Genomic DNA, 26,481 nt, shown 5'->3' with positions numbered 1-26,481 from the left:
CCCCGAACGGGGGCGGCGGCAGCCGGCTTCTGCGTGCCGCGGCGAGCCGGTGCTCAGGAGGGTGCCGGGGACGACCCGACCGGCAGCGCGGTGGCGGCAGCGTCCGCACCGGCTCCGGCGGCGGCACTGTCCGCAGCGACGCCGGCACCAGCACCAGCGCCGGCACCAGCAGCGGCTCCGGCGGCGGCTCCGGCACCAGCCGTCGGTGTCACCGCCGTCGAACGCCGGCGGGCGCGGCTGAAGCGGCGCATGGCCGGCATCTCGACGAAGCGCCACAGCGCCCAGCCACCGGCCAGGGTGACCGCGAGGAACAGCGCGAGCATGCCCAGCCCGACCGGCACGCTGTGCGAGCCGGACCCCAACTGCAGGCGCAGCCAGAAGATGGTGACGCCCTGCACCAGGTAGAAGCCGAAGGAGATCTCCCCCAGGCGCACCATGACCCGGCCGTTCAGCCCGGTGCGCCGGCCCGCCTGGTCGGCGGCGGCCACCGCGCTGATCAGCGCGCCGATCGGCACGATGGTGGCGACCACGAAGCTGTACTGGAAGGGCACCAGCAGCGCGGCGCCGTAACCGGCGGCCAGCAGCAGCACGCTGACCCGCACGCCCAGCGGGCGCGGCCAGCGCCCGGCGGCGACGATCCGGGCGAGCAGCATGCCGAGCACGAACTCGAAGAGACGGCCGGGCGGGAAGAGGTAGCCGAACCAGAACTGGAGGTCCGAGACGGGCGTGATGGCCGACTTCGGGGTGTCGGGGATCAGGAACTGGGTGACCAGCTGGACGCCGACCGTCCCGGCGACCATCACCGCGGCCCACCAGTACAGCCGCCGCTCGGCGATCCGGCGCACCGGCCCGATGAGCAGCGGGAAGAGCAGGTAGAACAGCAGCTCACTGCCGAGCGACCAACTGGGCGGACTGACACTGAGGTTGACGGACGCCTGGGGGAAGAAGGTGTGCACCAGGAAGAGGTTCGGCAGCCAGTCGAGAACCCCGTGCACGGCCTTGCCCGCGAAGAGCAGCATCGCGACGGCGAAGACCGCGAGGTGGTTGGGGAAGATCTTCACCAGCCGGCGCCGCCAGAAGGCGGTCATCCGCCCGCCGGGCCGGTGCGACCAGGCGAGCAGGAAACCGCTGAGCACGAAGAAGAACGACACCCCCACGTAGCCGGCCTTGCTGAAGAGCGTCTCGACCGCGTTCGCGACCCCGTGGTCGGCGAACGGGTTGATCGGACCGTTCGGCGGGATCGGGGAGTTGAACAGCGAGGAGTGGAAGCAGAAGACCAGCAGGGCGGCGAGGAAGCGCAACCCGGTCAGGGAGAGCAGGGGCGGTCGGGTGGTGGGGGCCGGCCCGGTGTCGGGGCCGCTCACCGCGGTTCGGGGCATGGCGATGGGCGCCTTTCTGGCGGTCGGAGGTGAGGGGGCACATGAACGGCGTGCGGGGGCGTCCCGAGGGCGCGCCCACGGCAGGGCGGGGCGGCTGCCGTGGCCGCCCCGCCCGAGCCGTGCGTCAGTCGGTGCCGATCTCGTTGCGGTAGAGCATGACCTTGGCGTCCTGGGCGACGTAGTAGTTCTGCACCGAGTAGGCGATGGTGGCGAAGTCGAGCCGGCCGTCGCCGTTGAAGTCGGCGGTCGCGATCCGGGCCACCGACTCGTCGCTGACCCGCCACTTGGCCCAGACGCCGTTCGCCAGGTCCACGGCCTTGTAGTACATGACGCCCTGCCAGGGCCAGGGGCCGCGCAGCGCGACCAGGAACTCCTCCTCGCCGTCCCCGTCGAAGTCGGCGCAGACGATCTGGTGGCCCGGACCCTCGCCGTTCTCGTTGGGGTCGCCGTACACGTCGAGCAGCACGCGGCGCCAGGGCACCTGGTCGGCCGGCCCCTCCTCGGCCTTGGTGTAGACGGCCACCGTATTGCCGTGGAAGGGCTCGATCGCGGCCACGTACGCCATCGGGTCGTCGCCGATCCGGCCGGCGTTGAGGTCGCCGCTGCCCCGGAAGCCGGTCTGCGGGAACTGGGTGAGCTCGCCGGTGCCGATCAGGGTGCGCACCCACTCGCCGACCGCGGTGTCGTAGTGCAGCCAGGTGACGCCCTCGTCGGAGGCGAGCAGCAGCGAGTCGAGGTCCGATCCCGGGATCAGGCCGGCCTTCTTCTCGGCGCCGTGGATCATGCGGAAGTGGGTGTCGTCGATGACGGTCATCGGCCACTCGGCGGCGTTGCGGACGTCGTCGGGCTGGGTGAAGAGCACCACCGGCAGCACCGCGTGCACGTCCTCCTTGGCGACGATCGGCAGGCCGATGATCTCCAGCCGCTCGGTCTGGGTGAAGTGGCCGACGCGCAGCCGGTGCATCCCGGTCGCCCGGCCGACGTAGTGCCGCTGCCAGCGCGACTCGTCCTTGTCCGGGCTGCCCGGGTTCTCCAGCCAGTCGATCTTCCCACCCGTGGTGTTGGCGTCGTGGATGGTGCCGATCGGGCCGTAGAGGTCGTAGCAGACGATGACGTCGGGCTCGCCGTTGCCGGTGATGTCGGCGTAGTCGGAACCGACCGGCATCGGGATCCGGTCGGCGATCAGCCGGCGGGTCCACTGGCCGTCGTTCTGGTACCAGTAGATCTCACCGAGCCGCAGGCCGTAGCCGAACAGGTCGGGGCGGCCGTCCTGGTCGAGGTCGGGCGCCTCCAGCCAATAGCCGTCCCGCAGTTGGTCGGCGACGATCTCCGGGGTGAATCTGGGGGCACGGATGGCGGGGGTGTCCTTGTCGGTCATGGTGCTTGCTCCTGGGAGGGATTGACGAGGGATCAGGACTGTCGGGCGTGGTACTCGACGGCCAGCCAGAGGCTGTCGGTGTCGGCGCGGTACTGGTGCCAGGGGTAGCGGAAGGCACCGTCCGGGCCGAGGTCGCAGAACGGGTCGTGCGTGTGGCCGGGGCTCATCAGGACGTCCTGGCGGAGCGTGGCGTGGTCCTCGGCCCGGAACGTCTGCATCCGGCCGGTGCCCTGGACCTGGGTGTGCACCTCCAGGAACGGGTGCCGGTCGTGCAGCCCGCAGTCGGTGCCCGCCGGCGCGAACCAGAGGTTCACACGGACTCCGAACTCCCGTGGCTGCTCGGTGCTCCGGCTCCCGCCGAGCAGTCGCGCCGGGTCCAGCTCGACGGCACCGAGGTCGTCCTGCGGGCCGCGCCACAGCGGGGTGTCGCGGGGGAAGCCCGGCAGCAGGTCCGCCAGCCGGGCCCAACCGGGCTCCGCGAGGATCACGGCGGCGGGCCGCTGCTCACGGACCCGCACCAGCACCAGCAGCTCGGCGCGGGCGACGGTGGCGTCGACCAGGACGGTGGAGGCGAGCGGCGGGATCACGGTGCGCGGTGTCCCGGCGAGCGGGGCCGGGTGGGCCCCGGCGTTGACCACGATCGTGCGGCCCTCGACCGGGAAGTCCTCGGCGTCCCGGACCACCAGCGCCTCGACCTGCGCTCCGCCGAGGGCGAGCGGGCGGATGCGGTTGGCGGTCCGGGCGGGCGCGGCCGCGGCGGGCGTGGTGGTCAAGGCTGTCGTGGCGGTCACGGCTGTCGTGGCGGTCACGGCGTTCGTGGTGGTCATGGCGTTCGTGGTGGTCATGGCGCTCACGCCGGGACGTAGTCGGCGGAACGGGCCAGCTCCGTGGCGAGTTCGTCCACCTGGACCGCCGGGACGAACGGCGTCACCGCCGGCCCCTCGCCGAAGAAGTGCGCGAGCGCGGCCACGGTCCGCTCGGTGGCCCGGCCGTCACCGTACGGGTTGGCCGCGCTCGCCATCCGCGCGTACTCCTGCTCGCTGCGCAGCAGCCGCAGCGTCTCGGCCACGATCCGCTCGGTGGTCTTGCCGACCAGCCGGGCGGTGCCGGCCACCACCGCCTCGGAGCGCTCGGTGACGTCGGCGAGCACCAGGGTGGGCTTGCCCAGCGCCGGCCCCTCCTCCTGGGAGCCGCTGCTGTCCGAGACGATCACGTCGGCACGCCGCATCAGCTTGCAGAAGCCCAGGTAGGGCAGCGGGTCGACGACGGTGATGTTCGGGTGGCCGCCGATGCCGCCCAGCATCGCCTCGCGGACCGCCGGGTTGCGGTGCAGCGGCACCACGACCCGCACCCCGGGCTCGTTCGCGATCTGCGCCAACGCCGCTGCTATCTCGGGAAGTTGAGGCCAGGCGTCACGACGGTGCGCGGAGGCCAGGACGACCCGGCGCGGGTCGCTGTCCAGGTCCTCGATGGCCGGGTGGCCGTACGAGCGGGCCTGGCCGCCGGCCCACCGCAGGGCGTCGATCACCGTGTTGCCGGTGACCACCACCGTGCTCGGGTCGACGCCTTCGCGCAGCAGGTTGACCCGGTTGCCGGGGGTCGGCGCGAGGTGCAGGGCAGCGAGCTGGGCGACCAGGCGCCGGTTGCCCTCCTCCGGGAACGGGGAGGACAGCCGGCCGCTGCGCAGGCCGGCCTCGACGTGCACCAGCGGGATCCCGTGGTGGAAGGCGGCCAGCGCGCCGGCCACCGTGGTGGCGGTGTCGCCGTGCACCAGCACCGCCTCGGCGGGGTGCGTGCGGAACAGCTCCTCCAGACCCGCCAGCGAGCGGTAGGTGACCTGGGACAGGGTCTGCCGGGGCGCCATGATCCCGAGGTCGACGTCGGCCCGCAGACCGAAGGCCTGCAGGGTCTCGTCCAGCATCTGGCGGTGCTGCCCGGTCGACACGACGGTGGGAAGGAAGCGTGGGTCGTCCTTGAGAGCCCGGATCACCGGAGCGAACTTGATCGCTTCCGGGCGGGTGCCGAGAACGATGGCTATCGACCGCATGGAATCTCTTTCCTTCGATCTTGGAACGGAAGGGCGGCAGTCGCGCTTCGGGAGCACCGTCCGCAGGCCGCGGAACGCGGGCAGGGGGCACCCCCGTGGGGGCGGCGGCGGGAAGCGCGGTGGGACGCGGAGACACGCCGGGACGAGACGTGCGACCGGCGGGGCCGTTCGCTGGGGAACCGGCCGGGAAACAGCTTTCCGGGCAGCCCCGGTGAGCGTCAACCGACTGTCCGGGCTGCCTGAACACCCGTGCGCGGACGGCGAAGAGCCCCGGTTCCCGCGTGCTGCGGGGACCGGGGCTCTTCGGGGTGGCGAGGGTGCGCCGCCGGCTGGGCGGCGGGTGGCGGGCGGCTGGGGCAGACGCTAGGGCAGCTTGACGGAGAGCGAGTGGCGGAAGTGGTCGCTCGGGTCCCAGCGCCGCTTCACCTGCTGCAGCCGGGGATAGTTGTCCTGGTAGTAGAGCGTGGACCACGGCACGCCCGAGCGGTTGTAGCGCGGATCGTCCATGTCCCGGTCGGGATAGTTGATGTAGCAGCCCTGGGTGTCCGCGCCGGGCCTGGGCACGCCGCCGGTGCTGACGAAGAAGTCCTCGTACAGGTCGCGCAGCCAGCCGAGGTAGAAGTCGTCCTGGCTCTCGTCCGCCCAGAAGGTCTGGAAGCACATCTTGAAGACCGAACCGCGCTGCGCGTTCGCGGTCGCGTCCTGGGCCACCGCGTTCACCTGGCCGCCGAAGGAGAACAGCACCAGCATGGTGTCCGGGTTCGTGAAGCCGGGATCGCTCAGGTGCCGGTAGAGGGTGGCGACCTGCTGGTCGGTGAAGTTGCGGCGCATGTAGGCGGACTTGTGCCCGCCGCGCGAGGTCGGGTTGGTGATCACCGGGTTGTTGGTGCCGACCAGGCGGGTGGCCTGGAGCCAGGGCAGCCGCTGCGGCGCGGCCAGCTGCGGCATCGCGGGCAGCTCCCCGGTGGGCCGGGTGAGCGCCTGCGGGGTGACGCCGGTGCCGGCGGTGATCGCCGTCAGATAGTCGTCCAGCAGTTGTCCGGCTCCGGGCACGGTGGCGTCGACCTGGGTGAACATGCCGAGGCTGCCATGGGCCTTGGAGCTGACGTTGAACAGGCTGCTGAGGTGGCGGTAGGGCGAGTCGGGCGCACTGTTCTTCTCGTGCCAGGCACCGAAGTTCTGCAGCAGCCGGGCGAAGCTCGCCTGGGTCAGCTGGTCCCAGGGGATGTCGACCGCGCTGACCAGGACCTCGGACGGCGGCGCGATCAACTGCTGCCCGGGGTCGGTCCCGGTGGCGTCCGGCGAGCGGAACCAGTACTTGGTCACGATCCCGAAGTTGCCCCCACCGCCACCGGTGTGCGCCCACCAGAGGTCGCGGTTGGGGTCGTTCGCCTCACGGGTGGCCACCACCGTCCGCACCTTCCCGCGCTCGTCCACGACCACCACCTGCACCGCGTACAGGTGGTCGGCGACCAGGCCGTGCGCCCGGGAGAGCAGCCCGTAGCCGCCGCCGGCGATGTGGCCGCCGGCCCCGACGCTGTAGCAGATGCCACCGGGGATGGTGACGCCCCAGCCCTTGTACAGCGCCTCGTAGACGTTCAGCAGCCGGCAGCCGGGATCGACGGTGAAGGCGCGGAACCGCGGGTCGTAGTCCACCCCGGTCATCTCGGAGAGGTCCAGGATGACCTCGATCTCCGGGTTGCAGGTGAAGTCGGCGAAGCAGTGGCCGCCGCTGCGCACCGACACCCGCTTGCCGGCCTGCACGGCCTCGCTCAGCGCCTGTTCGGCGTCGGCGGCGGAGCGGATCATCCGCACGTAGTCCGGACGGGCGACGAAGCGCTGGTTGTTGCCCGTGGTCAGCAGTGGGTAGCGGGGGTCGTCGGGCCGGATCGTCACCCCGCCCCGTGGTGCGGCGGCGGCAGGAGCGGCTGCGGCTCCGGCTGCGGGAGCCGGATCGGCGAAGGCTGCGCCGGGCAGGCCGACGGCCACGGCCGCACCGCCCACCGCGGCGGCGCCGCGGGCGATCAGGGTCCGGCGGTCGACACCAGTCATGGTGGTTCACCTCTCGTCAGAACGGAAACGGGTGACGTGCACAGGAGGTCTGCGGGGGATGCCGCAGAACGTCCCAGGGGTCAGACGACGTGGTAGGCGGGGGCTGCGGGCTGCTCGGCGGGACGCGCGGCAGCGCGGGTCCGCCGTTCCAGCAGCCCCGAGCAGGCCGCGGCGCCCAGGCCGGCGGCGGCCAGCACCGCGCCGATCCAGTTCGGCGCGGTGTAGCCGAGGCCGTGGCCGATGGCCAGGCCGCTCAGCCAGGCGCCGATGGCGTTGCCGAGGTTGAACGCGGCGATGTTGGCCGCCGAGGCGAGCGCGGGCGCTCCCTCGGCCTGCTGCATCACCCGCATCTGCAGCAGCGGGACGGTGGCGAAGCCCACGGCACCGAAGACGGCGATGGTGACCGCGGCGGGCAGCTCCGCGTGCGCGGTGGCGACGAAGACCACCAGGACCAGCGCCAGGGAGCCCAGCACGACGTACAGGCTGGGCATCAACCGCCAGTCGGCCGCCCGACCGCCCAGCAGGTTGCCCACGCACAGGCCGACACCGAACAGCACCAGCAGCCAGGCCACCGCCGGATCGGAGAAGCCGGCCAGCGTGGTCATCATCGGCGCCAGGTAGGTGAAGGAGGCGAACACCCCGCCGAAGCCGAGCGTGGTCATCGCCAGCGCCAGCCACACCTGCGGACGCGCGAAGACCCGCAGTTCGCCGCGGAGCCCGCCGGAAGGCTCCGGCGGCAGCACCGGAACCAGGACCAGGACGCCCAGCAGGCCCACCAGGCCGAAGGCGGTGACGCCCCAGAACGTGGCGCGCCAGCCGAAGTGCTGGCCGACCAGGGTGCCGACCGGGACGCCGGCCACGTTGGCGACGGTCAGGCCGGTGAACATCAGGGCGATCGCCCGCGCCTTGCGTTCCGGCGCCACCAGTTGGGCGGCGACCACCGAGCCGATGCCGAAGAACGCGCCGTGGGTCAGCGCGGCCACCAGCCGACCCGCCATCAGCACCCCGTAGGAGGGCGCCAGTGCGCAGATCAGGTTGCCCACGATGAACACGCCCATCAGGACGGCCAGCATGGTCTTGCGCGGCAACCGGGCCCCGGCGGCCGTCATCAACGGCGCTCCGACCACGACGCCCAGGGCGTATCCGGTGATGAGCAGACCGGCGCTGGGGATCGAGACCGAGAAGTCGCCGGCGATCTGCGGCAACAGCCCGACGATGACGAACTCGGTGGTGCCGATGCCGAAGGCCCCCAGGGCCAGGGCGAGCAGGGCGAGAGGCACGCCGCCTCCTTCGTAGTCTTCGGGTGTGTGTGCGTGCGTGTGTACGTGCATGGGTGCGTGCGTGGGTGTGTGCATGGGTGGGTGCGTGCGTGCGTGCGGGGGTTCGTGCGTGGTGCGTGGACGGCGCCGTGGGCGGTTCAGGCCGCGCCGTCCGCGTCGTCGGCCCGCTCGGCCAGCCGGTCGGCCAGCTCCTGCCAGGAGCGGGCGCTCAGTCGGGCGGCCTCGGCGACCGTGGCGGCGCGGTGCGAAGGCACCGTGCGGACCAGTTCCTGCCGCCGCCGCGCGCCGCCGAGCTGGAGGTCGAGCATGCGCAGCAGCAGCCGCCCGGCCTCGGTCAGGCGCAGCGCCGGATCCTGGCAGAGGTTGCGCACCAGTCTCTCCAGCGCCTGGTCGGCCCCGGGGTCGAACGCGACCACGACGCCTTCGTCGCCGAGGTCCTGTACCACCGGCCCGCGCCGCTCGACGGGCCGCAAACGCGGGGGCACCGGGTCCTCGCCCCGGTCGGTGCGCCGCCGCACGTCGCGCACGGTGCCCGGCGAGATCCGGGCCTGCCGTGCCACCTCACGCAGCGAGGCCCGCGGGTTGGCGGCCAGCAGCCGCGCCGCCTGCCGACGTCCTTCGGCGGTGTTCAGCGGCCGCACGACGCCGTCCCGGCCGAGCCGGGCCGGGACGGACTCCGGCCTGGCCGGCACCTCGTACCCGGTCTGCCCGGTCTGCCCGGTGCGGACGCGGCGGCGCAGCACCGCGACGGTCTTGGCCGCCAGACCGGTGCGGGCGGCGATCGCCCGGTCCGACCACTGGGGGTGACTGAGCAGGATCCGGCCTGCCGCCGCGCGGCGGTCCGCCCCGCGCAGCGGCAGGCCGTGACCGATGTTGGCCTCGACCGCGAGGACGAAGGCGTCCTCGGCGGTGCCGTCGAAGAACAGCACCTCGACGACTGCCTGGCCGCGCAACTCGGCGGCCCGCACCCGGTGGACGCCGTCGATCACTCGCATGGTGGCGCGGTGGACCAGGACCGGTGGGAGCGGTGTGCCGGAACCGGCCAGGGCGAGGACGTGCGCCGCGACCTCGCCGGAGGCCCGGGGAGAGTCGTCGGTGTGCAGCCGGTCGAGCGGGACCCGGTGGACCTGGTGGTCCCGGTGCCGCCACAGCCGGTACGGCGTGTCCTGTTCGTACGGCTGCTGAACTGTCCGATGCGTGGTCATGCGCAACACACCCCCGTGGGTTGGCTGGACGCCGGCGGCAAGGGCCGCTCGGTGGTCGGCCGGTCTCCGGCATCAGGAGAATACGTAACTACCGTTCGGTTATCCGGTTTCGAGCCGCGCCCCCGGACGACCTTGGCAACTCGCCCGCCCACCAGCACCGTTGTCGAGGACGACGGCCGGAACGCCGCGCCGGGGCCGGCGGCCGCAGACGCCGCGCCGGCACCGCCGACGGCAGTGTGCAACCGTGCCACCGACCGCAGTTGCTCATCCCACCGGAACCGGAGTCGCCTGCTCGACGAACTCCCGCAGCCAGGAACGGAACTCGGGCCCCAGGTCGGCGCGCTCCCAGGCCATCCGGACCGTGGCGCGCAGGTAGTCCGAGCGGTCGCCGGTGTCGTAGCGGCGCCCGGTGAACACCACACCGTGCACCGGCCCCGCGCCCGGCGTGCGGGCCAGTTCGGCCAGCGCATCGGTCAGTTGAACCTCGCCACCACGGCCGGGGGCGGTGCGGCGCAGCACGTCGAAGATCTCCGCATCGAGCACGTAGCGTCCGATCACCGCGAGGTCGCTGGGCGCCGAGCCCGGGTCCGGCTTCTCCACCAGGTCGACCACTCGGACCACGTCGTCCTCACCGGTGGCCGCCACCGCCGCGCAACCGTACTGGTGGATCAGCCGCCGGTCCACCCGCATCAGGGCCACCACGCTGCCGCCGTGGCGTTCGCGCACCTGCGCCATCCGGCTCAGCAGCGGGTCACGCGGGTCGATCAGGTCGTCACCGAGCAGGACGGCGAACGGCTCGCGGCCCACGTGCGGGGCGGCACACAGGACGGCGTGGCCCAGTCCGCGCGGGTCGCGCTGGCGCACGTAGTGGATGTCGGCCAGTTCCGTGGGGGCGCAGACCCGGGCCAGCCGGTCCAGGTCGCCCTTGCGCTGCAGGGTCTCCTCCAGCTCGTAGTTGCGGTCGAAGTGGTCCTCCAGCGGACGCTTGTTGCGGCCCGTCACCATCAGGACGTCGGACAGCCCGGCGGCCACCGCCTCCTCCACCACGTACTGGATGGCCGGCTTGTCGACCACCGGGAGCATCTCCTTGGGGGTGGCCTTGGTGGCGGGCAGGAAGCGGGTACCGAGCCCCGCGGCGGGGATGACCGCCTTGGTCAGTCGAACACCAGCGGATGAGTTCATGCCCGCCAAGCTAGCCGGGGCGACTTCCGAGCCAGAAGCCAACTTTCCTTCCAGCAGTGCTACTTGAGCAGATCCATACCGTGCAGCAGCAGACTCCAGATCTGTTCGATTTCGGCCTGGACGCCCGGCGAGGCACCCAGACCGCCCTCCTGCCCGGCCGCACACCGCAGGTGCACCTCGACACCGGCCACCAGGTGCCGGGCGAGCGCCACGAGCGGCCCGGCCGCCCCCGCGGGCGACGGCCCGCCCGTCACCCTGGCCGCCAGCCTGCCGAGCGCGGGGTTCCAGGCCGTGCACCAGACGGCCGGACAGCCGGGCCGCTCCCGGCTGAGCCTGGCCGCGGCGCGTACCGTGACGTCGCGCTCCAGCAGTCCGGCCAGGGCCAGCGTCAGGTCCACCACCCCCCGCAGCGGGGGCGGACGCAGCTCCGTCAGCCCGTCCACGACCAGCTGGGTGGTGTGCCGGCCGTGCCACTGGACGGCGTCGGCCAAGGCGTCCTTGGTCGGAAAGTGGAAGGTCAGCGCACCCGTCGACAGGTCGGCCGCGGTGCTGATCCGGGAGAGCGAGGTGCCTCCGTAGCCGTGCCGGTCGAACTGCTCGGCGGCGGCCACCAGGACGGCCCCCCTGGTACGCACGGCCCTGTTCTGCATGGCCAAGCCTCTGCCTCTTCCACTCCTGCGGCGCCCGGACGGCGACCCGCTCCGGCCAGCACACCCAATCCGGCAGGCCTCCTGGGGCCACCGCGCCCGATCGCAGCGCGACTTGGGCAACTCGGTGACGACGCCGCGACGTCGCACGCAGGCCGGGTCGCCACTCTGGATAAAAAAGCGAACGTTCTATATGGTTTCTACGTCGCCACCCGCCGTGCCCCGGCGACTCGGGAGGGAGAGCAGGACTGATGGCACTCGGCGCAAGCCCGCTACGGAACACCGCCCCAGGACAACTCGGCAGACCGTTCGACACGTTCAGCACACTGAGCCCATCCGACGCGGTCGGCACACCCGGCTCGGCCGGTGCGGTCGGCGCACTCGGCTCGGCCGGTGCGGTCGGCGCACTCGGCTCGGCCGACTCGTTCAGCACCTTCACCGAGGAGCTCTTCGGCCATCTGCCCCGCGCGGACCAGCGCAAGTGGGCGAACGGCTATCTCCAAGGGCTGCTCCGGACCCCGGGCAAGAAGACCGTCCGGCGGCTGGCCGCCACGGTCTTCGACTCCCCGACGGCCTCCCAGTCCCTCCACCAGTTCGTCAACTCCAGTCCCTGGCCGTGGGAACCGGCACGAGCCGGCCTCACCCACTGGAGCGCGCGCCGGCTGCCGCTGCGCGCCTGGAGCCTGGGCGCGGCGGTGCTGCCCAAACGCGGCGACCGCTCGGTGGGCGTGCACCGCCGCTTCGATCCCGCCCTCGGACGGACCGTCAACTGTCAGCTCGGACTGGGCCTGTTCCTGGCCGGCGGCCGGCACAGCATCCCGGTCGAGTGGCGGCTCTTCCTGCCGGCCCACTGGAGCGAGGAGCCGGCCCTGCGCGAGGGCGCCCGGATCCCGGACGCCACCCGGCACGAGCCGCTCTGGGCGCAGGCCGTCGACCTGGTCGACACGCTCGCCGCGCGCACCCCTCTCCCGCCGGTGCCGGTGGTTGCCGACCTCGTCGGCTTCCTCAGCCCGACCCAACTGCTCGACGCACTCGACGCCCGGGAGCGGGACTTCGTGCTCAGCGCGCCGACGGACCTTCCGGTGCTCGCGTCCGGCGGCCGGCTCGGCGGCCCCGGCGACCCGGGACCCACCGTCGTCAGCCGCGCCCACCACGTGCTGGGCATCGGACGCACCCGCGAGCCGCTCCCGATCACGGTGGCCACCCCGGACGGCGGGCGGCGCCAGCTGTGCGTCCGCTCCGCCCTGGTCCGTCTGCCCCAGGACCGGCCCGGCACCGGGTCGACCCAGCGCACCTACCGTCTCTTCGCCGCGCGCGAGCCCGGGGAGCCGTGGCCGGCCAAGGTGTGGATCAGCAATCTGGTGCACCGCCGGGTGGACGAGCTGCTGACCCTGGCCCACCTGGCCGCCGGGACCGCGTGCGCCGTCCGAGCCCTGGAGGACGACTTCGGACTACTGGACTTCGAGGGGCGCTCGTTCCCCGGCTGGCACCGCCACCTGACCCTGGTCTCGGCCGCGTACGCGCACCACCGACTCGGGTGGCGCGACCGGGCCCCCGGCGTCCAGCCGCCGTCACCGTCGCGGGTGCCGTTGCAGCGGCGCAGCGCGTGAGCGGTGGCACCCGGACGGCGCGGGCCGACCGGGGCGCCGCCGCCCGCTGCGGGCGCAGGGCCGGTCCGGCGGATCTTGTGGGACACGGCCTAACCGACCCCGAGGTGCGCGCGGTACCAGGCGGCCGCCTCGCCGATCACGTCCAGCGGGTCCGGGTCCGGTGCGCAGCCGGCCGCCCGCCACACCTCCTCGGAGCGGTACCAGTGGTCCTGGCCCAGCAGCGAGAACTGACGTTCACTCACCCACCCCTCGGTGGCGCGCAGCCGCTCCACCGAGCGCGACCAGCTCCAGTCCTCCTGGACCGCCGGCAGCACGCCGGCCTCGGCCAGCCGCGCCAGCAGGTCGCCGAGCCGTACCGGCACCGGATGGCCGGCGTGCCGGACCACGCCCCGGCCGGCTTCGGGCGCCGGCCGACCGTGGGCGGTCAGCAGGGCCACCAGCAGGCGGGCCAGGCTGCCCACTCCGACCAGCGACAGCAGCGCCCGGCCGCCGTCCCACCGGGCCGGGACCCGGGCCACCGCATCGGCCAGCGCCGGCACCACCCAGCGGTCGCCCGCACCCAGGATCAGGCCCGGACGCAGGACGATGCCACCGGCCGCCAGCGCGAACTCCTCGCCAGCCAGCCGGGACCGGCTCGCCGCGGAGACCGGCGCCGGCTCCACCTCGCCCACCGCGATCCCACGGTGCGGCCCGGCCCCGTAGACGGCCGCGGTGGACAGCTGCACGATCCGGCGCACCGCGCTCAGCCGCGCCTCGGCCAGCAGCGCCGCGCTGCCGTGCCGGTTCACCGCCTCGCCGACGGCCGCGTCAGGACCGATGTACGAGGCGAGGTGGAGGAGTGCGTCCGCACCCTCGCAGACGCCGCGCAGCGAGTCGGGACTGGCCAGGTCGGCCCGGACCCACTCCACCTCGGCACCCGGCACCGGCCCGGGCCGGGTCCGCCCGAGCACCCGCACCTGCAGCGGTGCACCGGCCGGGTCCGCGCTCTGATATCTCGTCAGCTCGGCCAGTACGGCGGAGCCGATGAATCCGGTCGCCCCGGTGAGGACGATCCGCCGCGGCCTCACGCCAGGCTCCGACATCGCCCGGCGTCGAAACAGAGCCGCTCCCGTGCCGCGGGCAGCGCCACCCCGGGCAGCAGGTAGCGCCACATCGCCTCGACCCGCTCGGGCAGGTCGGCCCGGCCGGTGGCGATCTGCGAGAAGAGCTGGGTGCCGCTGTAGGCCCCCACCAGCACCTGGGCGAGCGTCAGCTCCTCCACCTCGGGCAGCAGATCGCCCGACTCCCGCGCGGCGCTGAGCTCCTGGCGGAACCGCTCGACCCACAGCTGGTAGGGGGCGTCGTCGCGCATCCCGAACTCGCCCTGCTCGACCGCCAGCCGAACACCCGCCCGGAGCAGGACGTTGTGCTGCAGCTGGTTCGCCAGGTACAGCGTGATGTCGATCAACTGCTGCAGCCCCGGCTCGGCCTCCGGCAGCTCGAGGCCGGAGCCCTGACCGAGCATCACCGCCTGGGCCAACGCCTCCTTGGAGGCGAAGTGGAAGTACATGCTCCCCGCCGTGACCTGCGCACGCTTCATGATCCGACTGATGCTCGCACCGTGGAAGCCCGACTCGTCGAACACCTCCGCGGCGGCCTCGATGATCTGGGCCCGGGTGCGGACCGCCCGCTCCTGCTTGGGTTCTGCCATGCCTCGACCTACCGAAACTCATCGACAAACAAAACGAACATCCTTTATTTTACAGACGGCGGCACACGCCGCCAGAGTTCGGGCCGAACCGGGCTCGTGCGCGAATCGACCGGGGGTAGATCGTCATGTCCGGCACCACACAACTAGCCGTCCCCGCCCAACCCGTCACCCTGACCTCGACGGTGCCCCGCGAGTACGTCCACCGCACCGCCGTGGCCGAGGTGTTCCTCACCGGCTGGCAACCCACCGGCCCGGACGAGTTCCGGGTCACCGCCCAGTGGCCCCGGGCACACGCCTTCTACGGCACCCAGCACGGCCTGTACGACCCACTGCTGCTCTGCGAGACGATCCGTCAGACGTTCCCGCTTCTCTCCCACGCGGCCTACCACGTGCCCTTCGACCACCACCTCAGCTGGGACTACCTGCGCTACACGCTCCGCCCGGACGTCCTGCGGGTCGACCGTGCCCCCGCCGAGGTCGAACTGCGGATCAAGTGCTTCGACCTCACCCGCCGCGGCAACCGGCTGGCGGCCACCTCGATGCACTTCCAGGTCTTCCTGGACGGCACCCAACTGGCCACCGCCACCACCAGATTCGCCTGCCACTCCCCCGCTGTCTACCGCAGACTGCGCGAGGGCCGTGCCGACCACGGCCCGCTCCTGCACCCTCTCCTGCCGCTCGCCCCCGCCGTCGAGGCGAGCCTGGTCGGCCGGGACCGCGCCGGCGACGTGGTCCTCGGCGCCACCGACCGGCCCGGACAGTGGGAGCTGCGCGCCGAACTCACCCACCCCGTGCTGTTCGACCACCCGGTCGACCACGCCCCCGGGATGCTGCTGCTGGAAGCCGCCCGGCAGGCGGCCCAGGCCGTCACCGCCGACCACCCCACCCTGCCCACCGGCATGGACGCCGCGTTCTTCCGCTACGTCGAACTCGACTCCCCCTGCTGGATCACCGCCGAGTCCCCCGACCAGTCCCACACCCTGGTCACCGCCCGCCAGCACGACCGGACGGTCTTCTCCGCGACCCTCACCTCCCACGCCCTTCCGTAGCCCGGATGCCCCCGCCGGGCCGGCGAACCCGCCTCTCCCCGCGCGGATTCGGGGGCGGCCAGCCCGCTGCCAACCCCCACCGCTTCAAAGCCGGGCGCTGAACACCCGAACCGCTACGGCCTCCCCCAGGACACCAGCAGGGACCCCACTTCGCACGGAGTCCCTGCTGCTCCTGCGGGGGTGGCGTGCCGGCCGGCCAGCGCCGCAAGCACGGCGGCCGAGCCGTTCCGAGTCCCGACGGCGGGGCCGGGCCTCGACCGCTCACCGGACCCGGTCGACGCTCCACAGCGGCAGGTACTCGAAGACGGTGACCGCCTCGTCGCGCCAGCGGGGCCGCCAGCGGGCGGCCTCGGCGGAGGCCTGCTCCGCGTGGCGGCGCATGGCCGCACGCAGGGCCGCGGGGACCTCGTGGCGGTGGGCGATGTCGCGGACGGCGGCGATGGTCTCCTCGGGGCAGGCCTCGTCCCCGAGTGCGGATTCCACGACGGCCCGCTCGGTGTCGGTGGCCGCCCGCAGGATGGCGGCCACGGTGTAGTTGCGGCGCCCGTCACGGATGTCGGTCCCGGTGGGCTTGCCCATGGTCGCCGCGTCCCCGAAGAGGTCGAGGTAGTCGTCGCGCATCTGCCCGGCGATCCCCAGCAGCCGGGCGTAGCGCCGCAGTTCCGCGTCGTGGTGGGCCGGCTGCCCGCCGGCGGCGAGCAGTCCCAGCTGCAGGGGGGCCAGGACCGAGTAGCGCGCGGTCTTGTAGTCCGCCACGCCGTGCAGCACGTCCTCGTCCGGGATCGTGGTGAAGTCCCGCTCCATGTCGGCGATCTGGCCCACGAAGGTGGCCGTCATCGCCCGCGTCTGCGCCTCCACCGTGGCCTGGCGCACCGCGAGCGGGGCCGTGGAGTCGAGGAGCACCTGCAGCGAGAGGGCGAGCGCGAGGTCGCCGGCCAGCAGGGCGAGCCCCAGCGCGGCCTGCTGCTGGTCGGGGAACCGCTCGCGGTAGGCGTAGTAGGTCGACGGGCCGCCCCGCCGGGTGGGGCTGTTGTCGATGATGTCGTCGTGGATCAGCCCGTGGGTCTGCAGCAGCTCGATGCTCAGCGCCGCGGCGTCCAGCCCCTCGACGGGCTCGTCGGTCACCAGGCGGGCCGCCTCGTGCAGGAGCACCACGCGCATCCGCTTGCCCCCGCGCAGGGACAGGTCCCGCAGCAGCCGCACGCAGTCGGGCGTGAACCGGCTGAACGACGGCGCGTCCAGGGTGGTGCCCAGGCGCTGGAAGTACTCCTCGAAGAGCGCGTCGAACCGCTGCCCGTGTCCGGCGATACGGGCCCGGATCTGCTCGGTGGGGACGGCTGCACTGGCCACGGGGCATTTCTCCTGTTCGAGGGACTGGTGACACGGTCGCAGAATCCGGGGGTACGGCGAAATCCGCGGGCGCCGGGCCGGTGGCGGCGGCGCCCGGGCCGGTTAGGGTACGGCCGTGATCACCGATGAGAAGCCCCAAGCGCCCTGCCCCGTGCCGCCGAACCGGCGCGGGTGATCGCGGATGCGGAGCCTCGATCTGCACCCGATCTTCCGGAACAACCGTGACATCGAGCTGGCGATGCGTCAGTTCCTCTTCGCTGCCGCCCAGTCGGGCGACCCGGTCGCCGAGCTCATCCCCGGGAAGGGCTCGGGGCAGCTGATGCGGCGGGTGCTGGCGTTCCTGGACCAGAAGCACATCCGCAAGCTGTACGTGCGGCGCGAGCTGGACCCGCGGAATCCGGGTCGGGTGCTGGTGCACTTCCGGGAGGGGTGAGGGCACCCCGGGCGGGGTGGACACGCCGAGGCCCTGTGGCGGCGGGGCGGGGCGCCGGCACAGGGCCTGGGGGACGGAGCCAGGGCCTAACGCGGAGCGGGGTCGGGCTCGGCGGCCGGGACGGAGGCAGCCTCGGGGGCCGCATCCGGGTCGGGGGCCGGGCCGGCCGCGGCGGCTTCGTCGGCGGCCTGCTTCTCGCGGGCCTCGCGGATGTCGCGGCGCAGCAGCACGACCCAGCCGGTCGGGATCAGCGCGGCGAACAGCCACCACTGGATCGCGTACGGCAGGTGGACGCCCTGGCCGACCACCGCGTCGTCGTTGGTGGTGGTGACGTTGGGGGCCGGCACCAGCTCGGCCTCGTCGGCGGCCGGCGGGTTGGGGTTGGTGGAGACCAGCTCCAGGTAGCCCGCGACCACCGGCTGCTTCAGGCGCGCGGCCTGGTCGCTGCTGTTGATCCGCATGAACATCCGGTCCGGCAGTCCGCTGAGCTCGCGCCGGAAGGTCTCGTCGGGACGCAGCCGGCCGGTCACGGTCAGCTCGCCCGAGGGGGCCGGCGGCACCGTCGGGTAGCTGGTGGCGTCCGTCCCCAGGGCGACCCAGCCGCGGTTGACCAGCACCGTGTCACCCGCGTCGGTGACCAGCGGCGTGACCACGTAGTAGCCCATCGTGTCGCCGTCGGCCGCGGTGCGCTGGCGGATCACGAACTCGTGCGCCGGGTCGTAGTGCCCCGTCGCGGTGACCTGGCGGTACGTCTCCGAGGCGGGCACCGTCCCACCGGGGTGCGAGACGACGTCCATCGCGACCGGCGGCGCCTTCATGGCGGCGGCGGTCACGACGTTCTGCCGGTTGGTCTGCTCGTAGCGGTGGTACTGCCATCGTCCGAGCAGGACCATCGCCGGGATGATCGCGAAGAAGACGAGGGTCAGGATCACCCAGCGTCGGGTCATGAGGATTCGGAACAGCACCTGGCGACGCTATCTCCCTTTACCTCCCGACCACGAACCGGCCCCGCCTCGGCGGGGCGGACCGGTGGGCTGACCGGTGGGGAACCGGGGGGAACCGGCCGGCGGCGCGGTGGTACGGGCGGGGCGGGAGACCGGCCGGCGGCGGGGCGCCGGGATCATGTCCGGAATCCTGTGATGCCTGGCAGCCGGACGGGCAGGCGTAGGGTGACCGACATGCCCGCTCCGCTGCGACAGGTCGTGATCATCGGCTACGACCAGGCCGAACTGCTCGACATCGCCTGTGTCAGCGACACGCTGGACGCCGCCAACCGGCTGGGGGCCGAGCCCGGCTACCGGGTGCGGCTGGCATCGGTGCAGGGGCGGCCGGTGCGGTCGGCGAGCGGGCTGGCGCTGGTGAGTCAGGCCGCGGTCGAGCAGGTGCGCGGGCCGCTGGACACGCTGGTGGTCGCCGGTGGCCTGGGCCATGCGGAGGCGGCCGGGGATCCGCTGCTGCTGCAGCAGGTGCGCCGGCTGGCGGCGGGCAGCCGGCGGGTGGCCTCGGTGTGCACGGGGGCGAGCGTGCTGGCCGCGGCGGGGCTGCTGGACGGGCGACGGGCCACCACGCACTGGGCGTACGCGCGGGGGCTGGCCGAGCGGCACCCGAAGGTCGCGGTGGACCCGCGTCCGCTGTACGTCGTCGACGGCGAGATCTGCACCTCGGCCGGGGTGACCAGTGCCCTGGACCTGACGCTGGCCCTGGTGGAGGACGACCACGGCCCCGAGCTGGCCCGCTCGGTCGCCCGCTGGCTGGTCACCTACATGCAGCGGCCGGGCAACCAGGCCCAGGTGTCGCCCCATGTGCAGGACGCCCCGCCGGCCCACCGGCTGTTGCGCCAGGTGGTGCGCCACATCGCCGGCCAGCTGGACGCCGACCTGTCCACCGCCGCGCTCGCCGCCCGCAGCGGCGTCAGCGAGCGGCACCTGTCGCGCCTGTTCCTCGACGAGCTCGGCGAACCGCCCGCCCGCTACGTCCGCGCCGCGCGGACCGAGGCCGCGGCCACGCTGCTGACGAGCACCGCGCTGCCGCTGACCGCGATCGCCCGGCGCTGCGGGTTCCGCTCCACCGAGACGCTGCGCCAGGCGTTCCAGGCCCGGTACGGCACCACGCCCTCCGCGCACCGCGCCGCGCTGGGCCGGGCGCGGTGGGCCGAGGGTCCCGGGCCGTCCGGGACCTTCGCCTCTGGGCGGGGCACGGGGGGCGGCGCAGCATAGGGTGAATGTCCGCGACCATTGATCATGCCCCTTATACGTCGTTCCACCGCCGATTGGCGCTGGCCTGCTCGGGCGGGCCGTTGCTGGACGGGTACATCCTGAGCATCGTCGGAGTGGCCCTGATCGGCATGAAGCCGGAGTTGGGGCTGAGCACCGCGGAGGTGAGCCTGATCGGGGCCGCCGCGCTGATCGGGATGTTCGTCGGCGGTGCGCTGTTCGGGATGCTGACGGACCGGATCGGGCGCGAGGTGATGTACACCGCCGACCTGCTGGTGATCGCCGCCTGCTCGGTGGGCTCGTTCTGGGTGACCGACGTGTGGGCGATCGTCGCGCTGCGGTTCGTGCTGGGGATGGCGGTCGCCGCCGACTATCCGATCGCCACCTCGCTGCTCGCGGAGTGGCTGCCGATCAAGGACCGGGGCCGGCTGCTGGGCAAGCAGATCATCGCCTGGTACGCCGGTTCGGTGCTCGCCTACGTGGTCGGCTACCTCTTCCTGCAGCTGGGCGGGAACGGCAGCTGGCGCTGGATGCTGGCCAGTTCGGCGGTGCTCTGCGCGTTCTTCCTGGTGGTGCGGCGCGGCTCGCCGGAGTCGCCGCTGTGGCTGGCCCAGCACGGCCGGGAGCAGGAGGCCGTCGCGCTGGTGCGCCGTCATCTGGGACGCGAGGTGACGGCCGAGGAGCTGCGGGGGACGCCGGCCGACGGCGGCGAGCGGCTGGACCCGGGGTCGCTGCGGGTGCTGTTCAGCCCCGCCTACCGGCGCCGGACGCTCTTCTGCTGCCTCTTCTTCCTGTGCCAGGTGGCGCCGCTCTTCGCGATGCTGACCTTCGGTCCGGCCATCCTGGGCTCCTTCGGCATGCCGGGCGGCACCGTGATGGACACCCTGGGCACCGGAGTGATCAGCCTGGTCTTCCTGCTCGGCTGCTACCCGGCGCTGCGCGCCATCGACCGGCACGGGCGCCGGCCGACCATCATCTGGTCGTTCGCCCTGATGATGGTGCCGCTGGTCTTCCTCGGGGTCTGGCCGACGGCTCCGGCCCTGCTGGCGCTCTTCGCGCTCTGCGCCTACGCGTTCCTGTGCGGCGGGCCGAACGTGCTCGACTGGACCTACCCCAATGAGCTCTTCCCGACCTCGGTGCGGGCCACCGCCGTGGGCTTCGCCACCTCGGCGAGCCGGATCGGTGCGGCGGTCGGCACCTATCTGCTGCCGATCGCGCTGACCGGGGTCGGCATCGGCCCGACCATGCTGATGGCCGCCGCCCTCACCGCGGTCGGCCTGCTGGTCAGCGTGCGGTGGGCGGAGGAGACCAAGGGCGTGGGGCTGCAGGCCTCGGCGGAGGCCGTGCCCTCGCCCCGGCCGGCCGAGGCCGGCGCGAGGACAGCGGCGCTGCGGACCTGACACCTGGCACCTGACGCGCTGCGAGGCCCAAGGGCCTGTCCGGTCGGCAGGACCGGCCGGGCAGGCCCTACCGCGCCGCGACCGGCTCCGGGACGGCGGCCAGGGCCTGGAGGATGTCCTCGACGCTCTGCTTCGCGTCGCCGAAGAGCATGCTGCTGTTCTCCCGGAAGAACAGCGGGTTCTGGACTCCCGCGTAGCCGGAGGCCATCGACCGCTTGAAGACGACGACCTGTTCGGCCTCCCAGACGCGCAGCACCGGCATGCCGGCGATCGGGCTGGACGGGTCGTCGGTGGCGGCGGGGTTGACGGTGTCGTTGGCGCCGATGACCAGGACGACCGAGGTGGCGGCGAGGTCGTCGTTGATCTCGTCCATCTCCAGCACGATGTCATAGGGCACCTTCGCCTCGGCCAGCAGCACGTTCATGTGCCCGGGCAGCCGGCCGGCGACGGGGTGGACGCCGAAGCGGACCGCGACGCCGCGCTCGCGCAGCCGGCGGGTCAGCTCGGCGACCGGGTGCTGGGCCTGCGCCACCGCCATGCCGTAGCCCGGGGTGATGACCACCGAGCTTGCCCGGGCGAGCAGTTCGGCCGCCTCCTGGGCGCGGATCTCGCGGTGCTCGCCCTGTTCGGCGTCGCCGGTCGAGGGGGCCTCGATGCCGAAGCCGCCCGCGATGACGGACAGGAAGGAGCGGTTCATCGCCTTGCACATGATGTAGGAGAGGTAGGCACCCGAGGAGCCGACCAGCGCGCCGGTGACGATGAGCAGGTTGTTGTCGAGCAGGAACCCGGCGGCAGCCGCCGCCCAGCCGGAGTAGCTGTTGAGCATCGAGACGACCACGGGCATGTCCCCGCCGCCGATCGAGGCGACCAGGTGCCAGCCCAGGGCGAGCGCGAGCAGGGTGACCATGATCATCAGGCCGAGGCCGGGGCTGACGGTGAACCAGATCGTCAGCGCCGCGAAGGCGACGAGCGCACCGGCGTTGAGCGCGTTCTTGCCGGGCAGCGTCAGGGGGCGCGAGGCGATCCTGGCGGAGAGCTTGAGGAAGGCGACGATGGAGCCGGTGAAGGTGACGGCGCCGATGAAGATGCCGATGAACACCTCGGCGTGGTGGATGCCCAGCAGGTCGGCGGCGATGCGGGTCTGTGCCGACCCGTGCGACTCGACCTCCAGGTAGCTGTCCCAGCCGACCAGCACCGCGGCCAGGCCGACGAAACTGTGCAGGACGGCGATGAGTTCGGGCATCTGCGTCATCTCGACCTGGCGCGCCCGCCACAGGCCGAGCGCGCCGCCCAGGGCCATCGCGAGGACGATCAGCACGACCGCACCGGCCGTGATGCTCTGGGCGGCCACCACGACGGTGGCGACCAGGGCCAGGGCCATGCCGGCGATGCCGTAGCCGACCCCGGCCCGCGAGGTGCGGTGCTGGGAGAGCCCGGCCAGGCTGAGGATGAACAACAGGGCGGCGACCAGGTCCGCGGCGTGCGAGGCTGTCGTGGCGGTCATCGGGACTCAGCGCCTTTCCGGGTCCGTCGAGAACGTCGAGAACATGTTCAGCATGCGGCGGGTGACGGCGAAGCCACCGAAGATGTTCACACTGGTCAGCAGGATCGCCACGCAGGACAGCACGGTGACGAGCACGCTCTCGTGCCCGATCTGCAGCAGGGCGCCGATCACCACGATCCCGGAGATCGCATTGGTCACCGACATCAACGGGGTGTGCAGGGCGTGGTGCACCTTGCCGATGACGTAGTAGCCGATGACCACCGCGAGGGCGAACACCGTGAAGTTCTCCGCGAGTTGGGCCGGTGCCCAGGCGACGACGGCGAACAGTGCCAGCATCCCGGCGCCGATCAGGCCGAAGCGGGCCGCGGGGGTGAGCCGCGGCGGCTTCGGCGCCGCGGGGGCCGGAACGGCGACGGTCGGCTGCGCGGCGGGGGCCGCCGAGACGGCCACGGGCGGCGGCGGCCAGGTGGTCTCCCCCGCCCGCACCACGGTCACCGCGCGCTGGACCACGTCGTCGAAGTCGATGACCAGGCGCCCGTCCTTGCCGGGCGTCAGCAGCTTCAACAGGTTGACCAGGTTGGTGCCGAACAGCTGCGAGGCCTGGGCGGGCAGCCGGGCGGCGAGGTCGGTGTAGCCGATGATCGTGACGCCGTTGTCGGTCACCACCACGCGGCCCGGCACGGTGCCCTCGACGTTGCCGCCCTGCACGGCGGCCATGTCGACGATGACGCTGCCGGGCTTCATCACCGCCACGTCCGCGGCGGTGAGCAACCGCGGAGCGGGGCGGCCGGGGATCAGCGCGGTGGTGATGACGATGTCCACCTCGCGCGCCTGCTCGTGGTAGAGCTCGGCGGCGGCGCGGTCGTAGTCGGCGGAGGTGGCCTTGGCGTAGCCGTCGGTGCTCGCCTCCTGGGCGACCTGGACGGCGAGGTACTCGCCGCCCAACGACTTGACCTGGTCGGCGACTTCCGGACGCGGGTCGGTGGCGCGCACGATCGCGCCCAGGCTGGAGGCCGCGCCGATGGCGGCCAGGCCCGCCACCCCCGCCCCGGCCACCAGGACCTTCGCCGGGGGGACCTTGCCGGCGGCCGTCACCTGACCGGTGAAGAAGCGCCCGAACACGTGCGCGGCCTCGATCACCGCGCGGTACCCGGCGATGTTCGCCATCGAGCTGAGCACGTCCATCGACTGCGCCCGCGAGATCCGCGGCACCGCGTCCAGCGACAGCGCGGTGACCTGGCGCGCGGTCAGCGCCGCCAGCAGGTCGGGCCGCTGGGCCGGGGCGAGCAGGCCGACCAGGGTCGCGCCGTCACCCAGCCGGGCGATCTCCTCGGTCGACGGGGCGTTGACCTTCAGGACGGCGTCGGCCGCCCAGGCGTCGCCGGTGCTCGCGCCGGCCTCGGCGTAGGCCTCGTCGGTGAAGCCCGAGCCGGCGCCGGCCCCGGGTTCGACGACGACCTCGTAGCCGAGCGCGAGCAACCCGCGCACGGTCGACGGGGTGGCCGCGACACGGGTCTCGCCAGGGGCGGACTCGGCGACCACACCGATGCGCTGCGGGGGGTGGTGCGTGGAGCCGTCTGCAGACATCTCGTGGCTCTCTCTCGTCACAGGAGCTGTTGCCGGGGATCTGCGATCAGGGGAGGGACCTCCCCTTGGCCGCAGGAACCTACACGCCCGGGACCGGCGGGCTAAGGAGGCGGAGCCGTGACAAGTTTCACCACGGCGCCGGAGCGCCCGATGGGTAGGAGTGCCTGATGGCGAGTCAGGGCACCCGCAGCCGACCGGAGTCGACGTCGGATATATCACCCGAAGCCGGACTTCCGTGACTGCCGCACCGGCAGGAAAACCGCTCTTGTCGTGTCCATGTGATTACAGTAGAGTCACTTCGTGTTGGCGTTGGTGACGGGACCAACTGTTCCGCCGACGAACCACCCGGCCCAGTTGTGCCGCTCCACGGCCGGCATCGCACTCTCCTGACGGAGGGCGAGCCATGCGCACTTCCTCTACCACCGAAGGCTTTTCCAGGGCACTGCCCTGCGTTCACCAGGCACGCTGAACGACCGAACAGGCCGGGATCCGACGGGCACGGATGCCGGCCGTTCCTTCGCGACCAGCCCCTCGGGCGATCCCCACGGCAGGGGACCGCCCATCCGCACCGATTCGTGGGCGATCCGCATCACCCGCGAATTCGGGAAAGGGGCTGGGTTTCCGCTGCGTCCGGCCGTTTCCCGCAGGCCGGACGGCGGCCACCACCCACATCTTCGCCGAGGAGACGGGCGCGCCATGAAAATCATGATCACCTTGCCGGTCGCCGACATGACGAAGTCGGATTTCCTCCGGCTCGGGAACATCGTCCACCGCCCCGATCTCGCCGGCCGGTCGGAGGAGCACCTGCTGGAAGAGCTCGCCGCCCACGGCGCCGACGGGCTGATCACCGCCAGGCGGCCGGCGCCGGAGACGCTGGCCGCCTGGCGGCGAAGCGGCCCGGGGCGGCGGTTCCTCGCCTACACGATCGGCATCCCACCCCGCGACGCCCCGGACGACCTGGCCGAACTCCAGCTCACCGGGGGAGACTTGGCGGCCGTCGGGGACGCCCTGCGCTGGATCGAGCGGCAGAGCACCCTCGGCCGGCTGCCCCACCCACCGCACGGAAGCCGCCCGGTCGACCCGCCGCGATCGCGGGACGTGGTGCTGATCGGGGCGGGGATCGTCAACCTGATCACCGCGCTCGCCCTGCTGGAGGACGGCTTCCGGATCACCGTCCTGGACGGCTCGCCGGCCCCCAGCGAGAAGGACTGGCAGGCCTACGGCTGCACCCACGCGGGCGACGACGCACGGATGTTCACGCTCACCGAGATGGACGACTACAGCAACCAGGACCCCTTCGGCCGGCCACTGGACCTCTTCCGGGTCCCGGTCGACCGGTGCGGCTGGCGGGCGTACGGCGACCGGCCGCTCTCCCCCGCCGAGCAGGACTTCCTGCGCGACTACGAGCGGATCCCCTCCTGGCTCGCCCGCGGCTACAACGACGACATCTTCGGCTTCGCGGCCGAGGCGCTGGACGGCTGGCGCACCCTGCAGCGCGAACACCCGGAGCTGTTCGCCGAGTCGGCGCTGACGCACGGCATCCTGCGGCTGTACGGCGACCGGGACCACCTGGCGGCCTCCCTGGAACGGCACCGGCGGATCGGCGCGCTGCAGCGGGAGCTGACGAACCATCAGCTCGTCGCCGAGTACCCCGGCCTCGCACACGCCATCGGCGAGGGCGAACTGGCAGGCGGCTTCCTGGCGTTGGGCTTCACCGTGAACGTCCACAAGTTCTGCCGGGCGCTCATCGAACGGCTGGAGTCGCTGGGGGCCGTCTTCCAGTGGGACACCACGGTCGCGGGCGTGCAGCGGGACGCCCGCGGCACCGTCACCGGCCTCGACGCCGGCCGCGAACTGCCGCCCGGCGCCCATGTCGTGGCCTCCCCCGGCGCCTACGGTCACGCCGTGCTGGCCGGCTCGGCCTGCGAGGCGAAGATCCACGGCGTGCTGGGCGGCTGGAGCCGGATCAGCAACGCCTCGGTGGGGCTGTCCCAGTCGCTCAAGGTGGCCCGCAAGGGGCACGTGACCGAGGACGCGAACATCACCGTCGCGGTGGACGGCGACGGCCGCGACGTGCTGATCGTCGGTTCGGGCTACGGCTACCTCGGGGAGGCCGTCGAGGAGCCCGACCAGGCGCAGCTCGACACGATCCGGCTCGGCATCGCCGACACGATCACCCGGCTCTTCCCCGGGCACGGCCCGCTGCCGGCGTCCGCGGACCCGGCGGACAACTACGGCTTCAAGTACTGCGTACGCCCGTGGACCGCCACCTCGCTCGGCCTCTACCACGCCGAAGCCACTGCCTGGGGCAGCGAGTTCGTCATCAACGGCGGCCACAACACCGGCGGGTTCGCGCAGTCGCCCGCGGTCGCCGGCGCCGTGCTGGCCACCCTGCGCGGCGAGCACCACCCCATGCACGCGCTCTACCACCCGCGGCGCCTGGCGGCGTTCGCCGACGACCGAAGGAGCTGAACC

The 26,481-nt window shown here is 72.8% G+C and carries 21 protein-coding genes; 6 read left to right on the top strand and 15 right to left on the bottom strand.

Going from position 1 to position 26,481, the window contains the following annotated elements; genetic code table 11:
* Positions 1-53: 53 nt before the first annotated feature.
* The 9 genes from OG500_RS29995 to OG500_RS29955 all read right to left on the bottom strand — a co-directional run bounded on the left by OG500_RS29995 (position 54) and on the right by OG500_RS29955 (position 11,158).
* A complete protein-coding gene (locus OG500_RS29995; RefSeq protein WP_329584580.1) occupies positions 54-1,379 on the bottom strand; it encodes an acyltransferase family protein in 1,326 nt (441 codons plus the stop codon).
* Positions 1,380-1,503: 124 nt separating this feature from the next.
* Positions 1,504-2,757, bottom strand: coding sequence for an FG-GAP repeat domain-containing protein (locus tag OG500_RS29990; RefSeq protein ID WP_327069974.1), 1,254 nt, complete (start codon positions 2,755-2,757; stop codon positions 1,504-1,506).
* Positions 2,758-2,789: 32 nt separating this feature from the next.
* Positions 2,790-3,602 (bottom strand): hypothetical protein, encoded by an 813-nt coding sequence (locus OG500_RS29985; RefSeq protein WP_329584578.1) that lies wholly within the window; start codon positions 3,600-3,602, stop codon positions 2,790-2,792.
* A gap of 5 nt (positions 3,603-3,607) precedes the next feature.
* The gene (gene wecB, locus OG500_RS29980) at positions 3,608-4,804 is read right to left on the bottom strand and encodes a non-hydrolyzing UDP-N-acetylglucosamine 2-epimerase (protein WP_327069972.1); all 1,197 of its coding nucleotides are present in this window, start codon (positions 4,802-4,804) and stop codon (positions 3,608-3,610) included.
* Positions 4,805-5,167: 363 nt separating this feature from the next.
* Positions 5,168-6,856 (bottom strand): FAD-dependent oxidoreductase, encoded by a 1,689-nt coding sequence (locus tag OG500_RS29975; protein ID WP_329584577.1) that lies wholly within the window; start codon positions 6,854-6,856, stop codon positions 5,168-5,170.
* Positions 6,857-6,936: 80 nt separating this feature from the next.
* Positions 6,937-8,136, bottom strand: coding sequence for an MFS transporter (locus OG500_RS29970; RefSeq protein WP_329584576.1), 1,200 nt, complete (start codon positions 8,134-8,136; stop codon positions 6,937-6,939).
* A 137-nt stretch (positions 8,137-8,273) separates the two neighbouring features.
* On the bottom strand, positions 8,274-9,341 hold the full coding sequence (locus OG500_RS29965; RefSeq protein WP_329584575.1) for a ParB/RepB/Spo0J family partition protein: 1,068 nt from the start codon (positions 9,339-9,341) through the stop codon (positions 8,274-8,276).
* A 264-nt stretch (positions 9,342-9,605) separates the two neighbouring features.
* On the bottom strand, positions 9,606-10,523 hold the full coding sequence (gene galU / locus OG500_RS29960; RefSeq protein ID WP_327069968.1) for a UTP--glucose-1-phosphate uridylyltransferase GalU: 918 nt from the start codon (positions 10,521-10,523) through the stop codon (positions 9,606-9,608).
* Between the two features lie 59 nt (positions 10,524-10,582).
* Entirely contained in the window at positions 10,583-11,158 is a 576-nt protein-coding gene (locus OG500_RS29955) for a helix-turn-helix domain-containing protein (protein WP_327069967.1), read from the bottom strand.
* Between the two features lie 263 nt (positions 11,159-11,421).
* Between OG500_RS29955 and OG500_RS29950 the strand changes: the two genes are divergently transcribed.
* On the top strand, positions 11,422-12,780 hold the full coding sequence (locus OG500_RS29950) for an IS701 family transposase (RefSeq protein WP_329584572.1): 1,359 nt from the start codon (positions 11,422-11,424) through the stop codon (positions 12,778-12,780).
* Positions 12,781-12,869: 89 nt separating this feature from the next.
* On the opposite strand, the gene OG500_RS29945 is transcribed toward OG500_RS29950, so the two are convergent.
* Both OG500_RS29945 and OG500_RS29940 read right to left on the bottom strand, forming a co-directional pair.
* Positions 12,870-13,847, bottom strand: coding sequence for an NAD-dependent epimerase/dehydratase family protein (locus OG500_RS29945; RefSeq protein WP_327069965.1), 978 nt, complete (start codon positions 13,845-13,847; stop codon positions 12,870-12,872).
* A complete protein-coding gene (locus OG500_RS29940; protein ID WP_327069964.1) occupies positions 13,844-14,470 on the bottom strand; it encodes a ScbR family autoregulator-binding transcription factor in 627 nt (208 codons plus the stop codon). The genes OG500_RS29945 and OG500_RS29940 overlap by 4 nt, the downstream gene beginning before the upstream one ends.
* A gap of 125 nt (positions 14,471-14,595) precedes the next feature.
* Between OG500_RS29940 and OG500_RS29935 the strand changes: the two genes are divergently transcribed.
* Positions 14,596-15,519: a ScbA/BarX family gamma-butyrolactone biosynthesis protein gene (locus OG500_RS29935; RefSeq protein ID WP_327069963.1), complete on the top strand. Its 924-nt coding sequence runs from the start codon at positions 14,596-14,598 to the stop codon at positions 15,517-15,519.
* A gap of 261 nt (positions 15,520-15,780) precedes the next feature.
* Here the strand turns inward: OG500_RS29935 and OG500_RS29930 are convergent, their stop codons facing one another.
* A complete protein-coding gene (locus tag OG500_RS29930; protein WP_329584569.1) occupies positions 15,781-16,869 on the bottom strand; it encodes a polyprenyl synthetase family protein in 1,089 nt (362 codons plus the stop codon).
* Between the two features lie 181 nt (positions 16,870-17,050).
* Here OG500_RS29930 and OG500_RS29925 point away from each other — a divergent pair, with 181 nt between their 5' ends.
* Positions 17,051-17,302 carry a Smr/MutS family protein gene (locus OG500_RS29925; RefSeq protein ID WP_327069961.1) on the top strand — a complete coding sequence of 84 codons (252 nt, stop codon included), beginning with the start codon at positions 17,051-17,053 and terminating at the stop codon, positions 17,300-17,302.
* 86 nt (positions 17,303-17,388) lie between these two features.
* On the opposite strand, the gene OG500_RS29920 is transcribed toward OG500_RS29925, so the two are convergent.
* The gene (locus tag OG500_RS29920; protein ID WP_327069960.1) at positions 17,389-18,267 is read right to left on the bottom strand and encodes an SURF1 family cytochrome oxidase biogenesis protein; all 879 of its coding nucleotides are present in this window, start codon (positions 18,265-18,267) and stop codon (positions 17,389-17,391) included.
* A gap of 213 nt (positions 18,268-18,480) precedes the next feature.
* Between OG500_RS29920 and OG500_RS29915 the strand changes: the two genes are divergently transcribed.
* Both OG500_RS29915 and OG500_RS29910 read left to right on the top strand, forming a co-directional pair.
* Positions 18,481-19,518 carry a GlxA family transcriptional regulator gene (locus OG500_RS29915; RefSeq protein WP_329584568.1) on the top strand — a complete coding sequence of 346 codons (1,038 nt, stop codon included), beginning with the start codon at positions 18,481-18,483 and terminating at the stop codon, positions 19,516-19,518.
* Between the two features lie 5 nt (positions 19,519-19,523).
* Positions 19,524-20,915, top strand: a complete 1,392-nt coding sequence (locus OG500_RS29910; RefSeq protein ID WP_327069958.1) for an MFS transporter — start codon at positions 19,524-19,526, stop codon at positions 20,913-20,915.
* 67 nt (positions 20,916-20,982) lie between these two features.
* On the opposite strand, the gene pntB is transcribed toward OG500_RS29910, so the two are convergent.
* Positions 20,983-22,419 (bottom strand): Re/Si-specific NAD(P)(+) transhydrogenase subunit beta, encoded by a 1,437-nt coding sequence (gene pntB, locus OG500_RS29905; protein ID WP_327069957.1) that lies wholly within the window; start codon positions 22,417-22,419, stop codon positions 20,983-20,985.
* 6 nt (positions 22,420-22,425) lie between these two features.
* The gene (locus OG500_RS29900) at positions 22,426-24,006 is read right to left on the bottom strand and encodes a Re/Si-specific NAD(P)(+) transhydrogenase subunit alpha (protein WP_327069956.1); all 1,581 of its coding nucleotides are present in this window, start codon (positions 24,004-24,006) and stop codon (positions 22,426-22,428) included.
* 696 nt (positions 24,007-24,702) lie between these two features.
* On the opposite strand from OG500_RS29900, the gene OG500_RS29895 reads away from it, so the two are divergent.
* On the top strand, positions 24,703-26,478 hold the full coding sequence (locus tag OG500_RS29895; protein WP_327069955.1) for an NAD(P)/FAD-dependent oxidoreductase: 1,776 nt from the start codon (positions 24,703-24,705) through the stop codon (positions 26,476-26,478).
* Positions 26,479-26,481: the final 3 nt, after the last annotated feature.

This window comes from Kitasatospora sp. NBC_01250 (assembly GCF_036226465.1).
Classification (GTDB): Bacteria; Actinomycetota; Actinomycetes; order Streptomycetales; family Streptomycetaceae; genus Kitasatospora.
The sequence above is the reverse complement of the archived record's forward strand: the minus strand, read 5'-3'. Positions and strand labels throughout refer to the sequence as shown.

Coding starts and splice junctions, on each gene's coding strand:
- OG500_RS29995 (WP_329584580.1), bottom strand. CDS start 1,379: ATGCCCCGAACCGCGGTGAGCGGCCCCGACACCGGGCCGGCCCCCACC.
- OG500_RS29990 (WP_327069974.1), bottom strand. CDS start 2,757: ATGACCGACAAGGACACCCCCGCCATCCGTGCCCCCAGATTCACCCCG.
- OG500_RS29985 (WP_329584578.1), bottom strand. CDS start 3,602: ATGACCACCACGAACGCCATGACCACCACGAACGCCGTGACCGCCACG.
- wecB (WP_327069972.1), bottom strand. CDS start 4,804: ATGCGGTCGATAGCCATCGTTCTCGGCACCCGCCCGGAAGCGATCAAG.
- OG500_RS29975 (WP_329584577.1), bottom strand. CDS start 6,856: ATGACTGGTGTCGACCGCCGGACCCTGATCGCCCGCGGCGCCGCCGCG.
- OG500_RS29965 (WP_329584575.1), bottom strand. CDS start 9,341: ATGACCACGCATCGGACAGTTCAGCAGCCGTACGAACAGGACACGCCG.
- galU (WP_327069968.1), bottom strand. CDS start 10,523: ATGAACTCATCCGCTGGTGTTCGACTGACCAAGGCGGTCATCCCCGCC.
- OG500_RS29950 (WP_329584572.1), top strand. CDS start 11,422: ATGGCACTCGGCGCAAGCCCGCTACGGAACACCGCCCCAGGACAACTC.
- OG500_RS29940 (WP_327069964.1), bottom strand. CDS start 14,470: ATGGCAGAACCCAAGCAGGAGCGGGCGGTCCGCACCCGGGCCCAGATC.
- OG500_RS29935 (WP_327069963.1), top strand. CDS start 14,596: ATGTCCGGCACCACACAACTAGCCGTCCCCGCCCAACCCGTCACCCTG.
- OG500_RS29925 (WP_327069961.1), top strand. CDS start 17,051: ATGCGGAGCCTCGATCTGCACCCGATCTTCCGGAACAACCGTGACATC.
- OG500_RS29915 (WP_329584568.1), top strand. CDS start 18,481: ATGCCCGCTCCGCTGCGACAGGTCGTGATCATCGGCTACGACCAGGCC.
- OG500_RS29910 (WP_327069958.1), top strand. CDS start 19,524: ATGTCCGCGACCATTGATCATGCCCCTTATACGTCGTTCCACCGCCGA.
- pntB (WP_327069957.1), bottom strand. CDS start 22,419: ATGACCGCCACGACAGCCTCGCACGCCGCGGACCTGGTCGCCGCCCTG.
- OG500_RS29900 (WP_327069956.1), bottom strand. CDS start 24,006: ATGTCTGCAGACGGCTCCACGCACCACCCCCCGCAGCGCATCGGTGTG.
- OG500_RS29895 (WP_327069955.1), top strand. CDS start 24,703: ATGAAAATCATGATCACCTTGCCGGTCGCCGACATGACGAAGTCGGAT.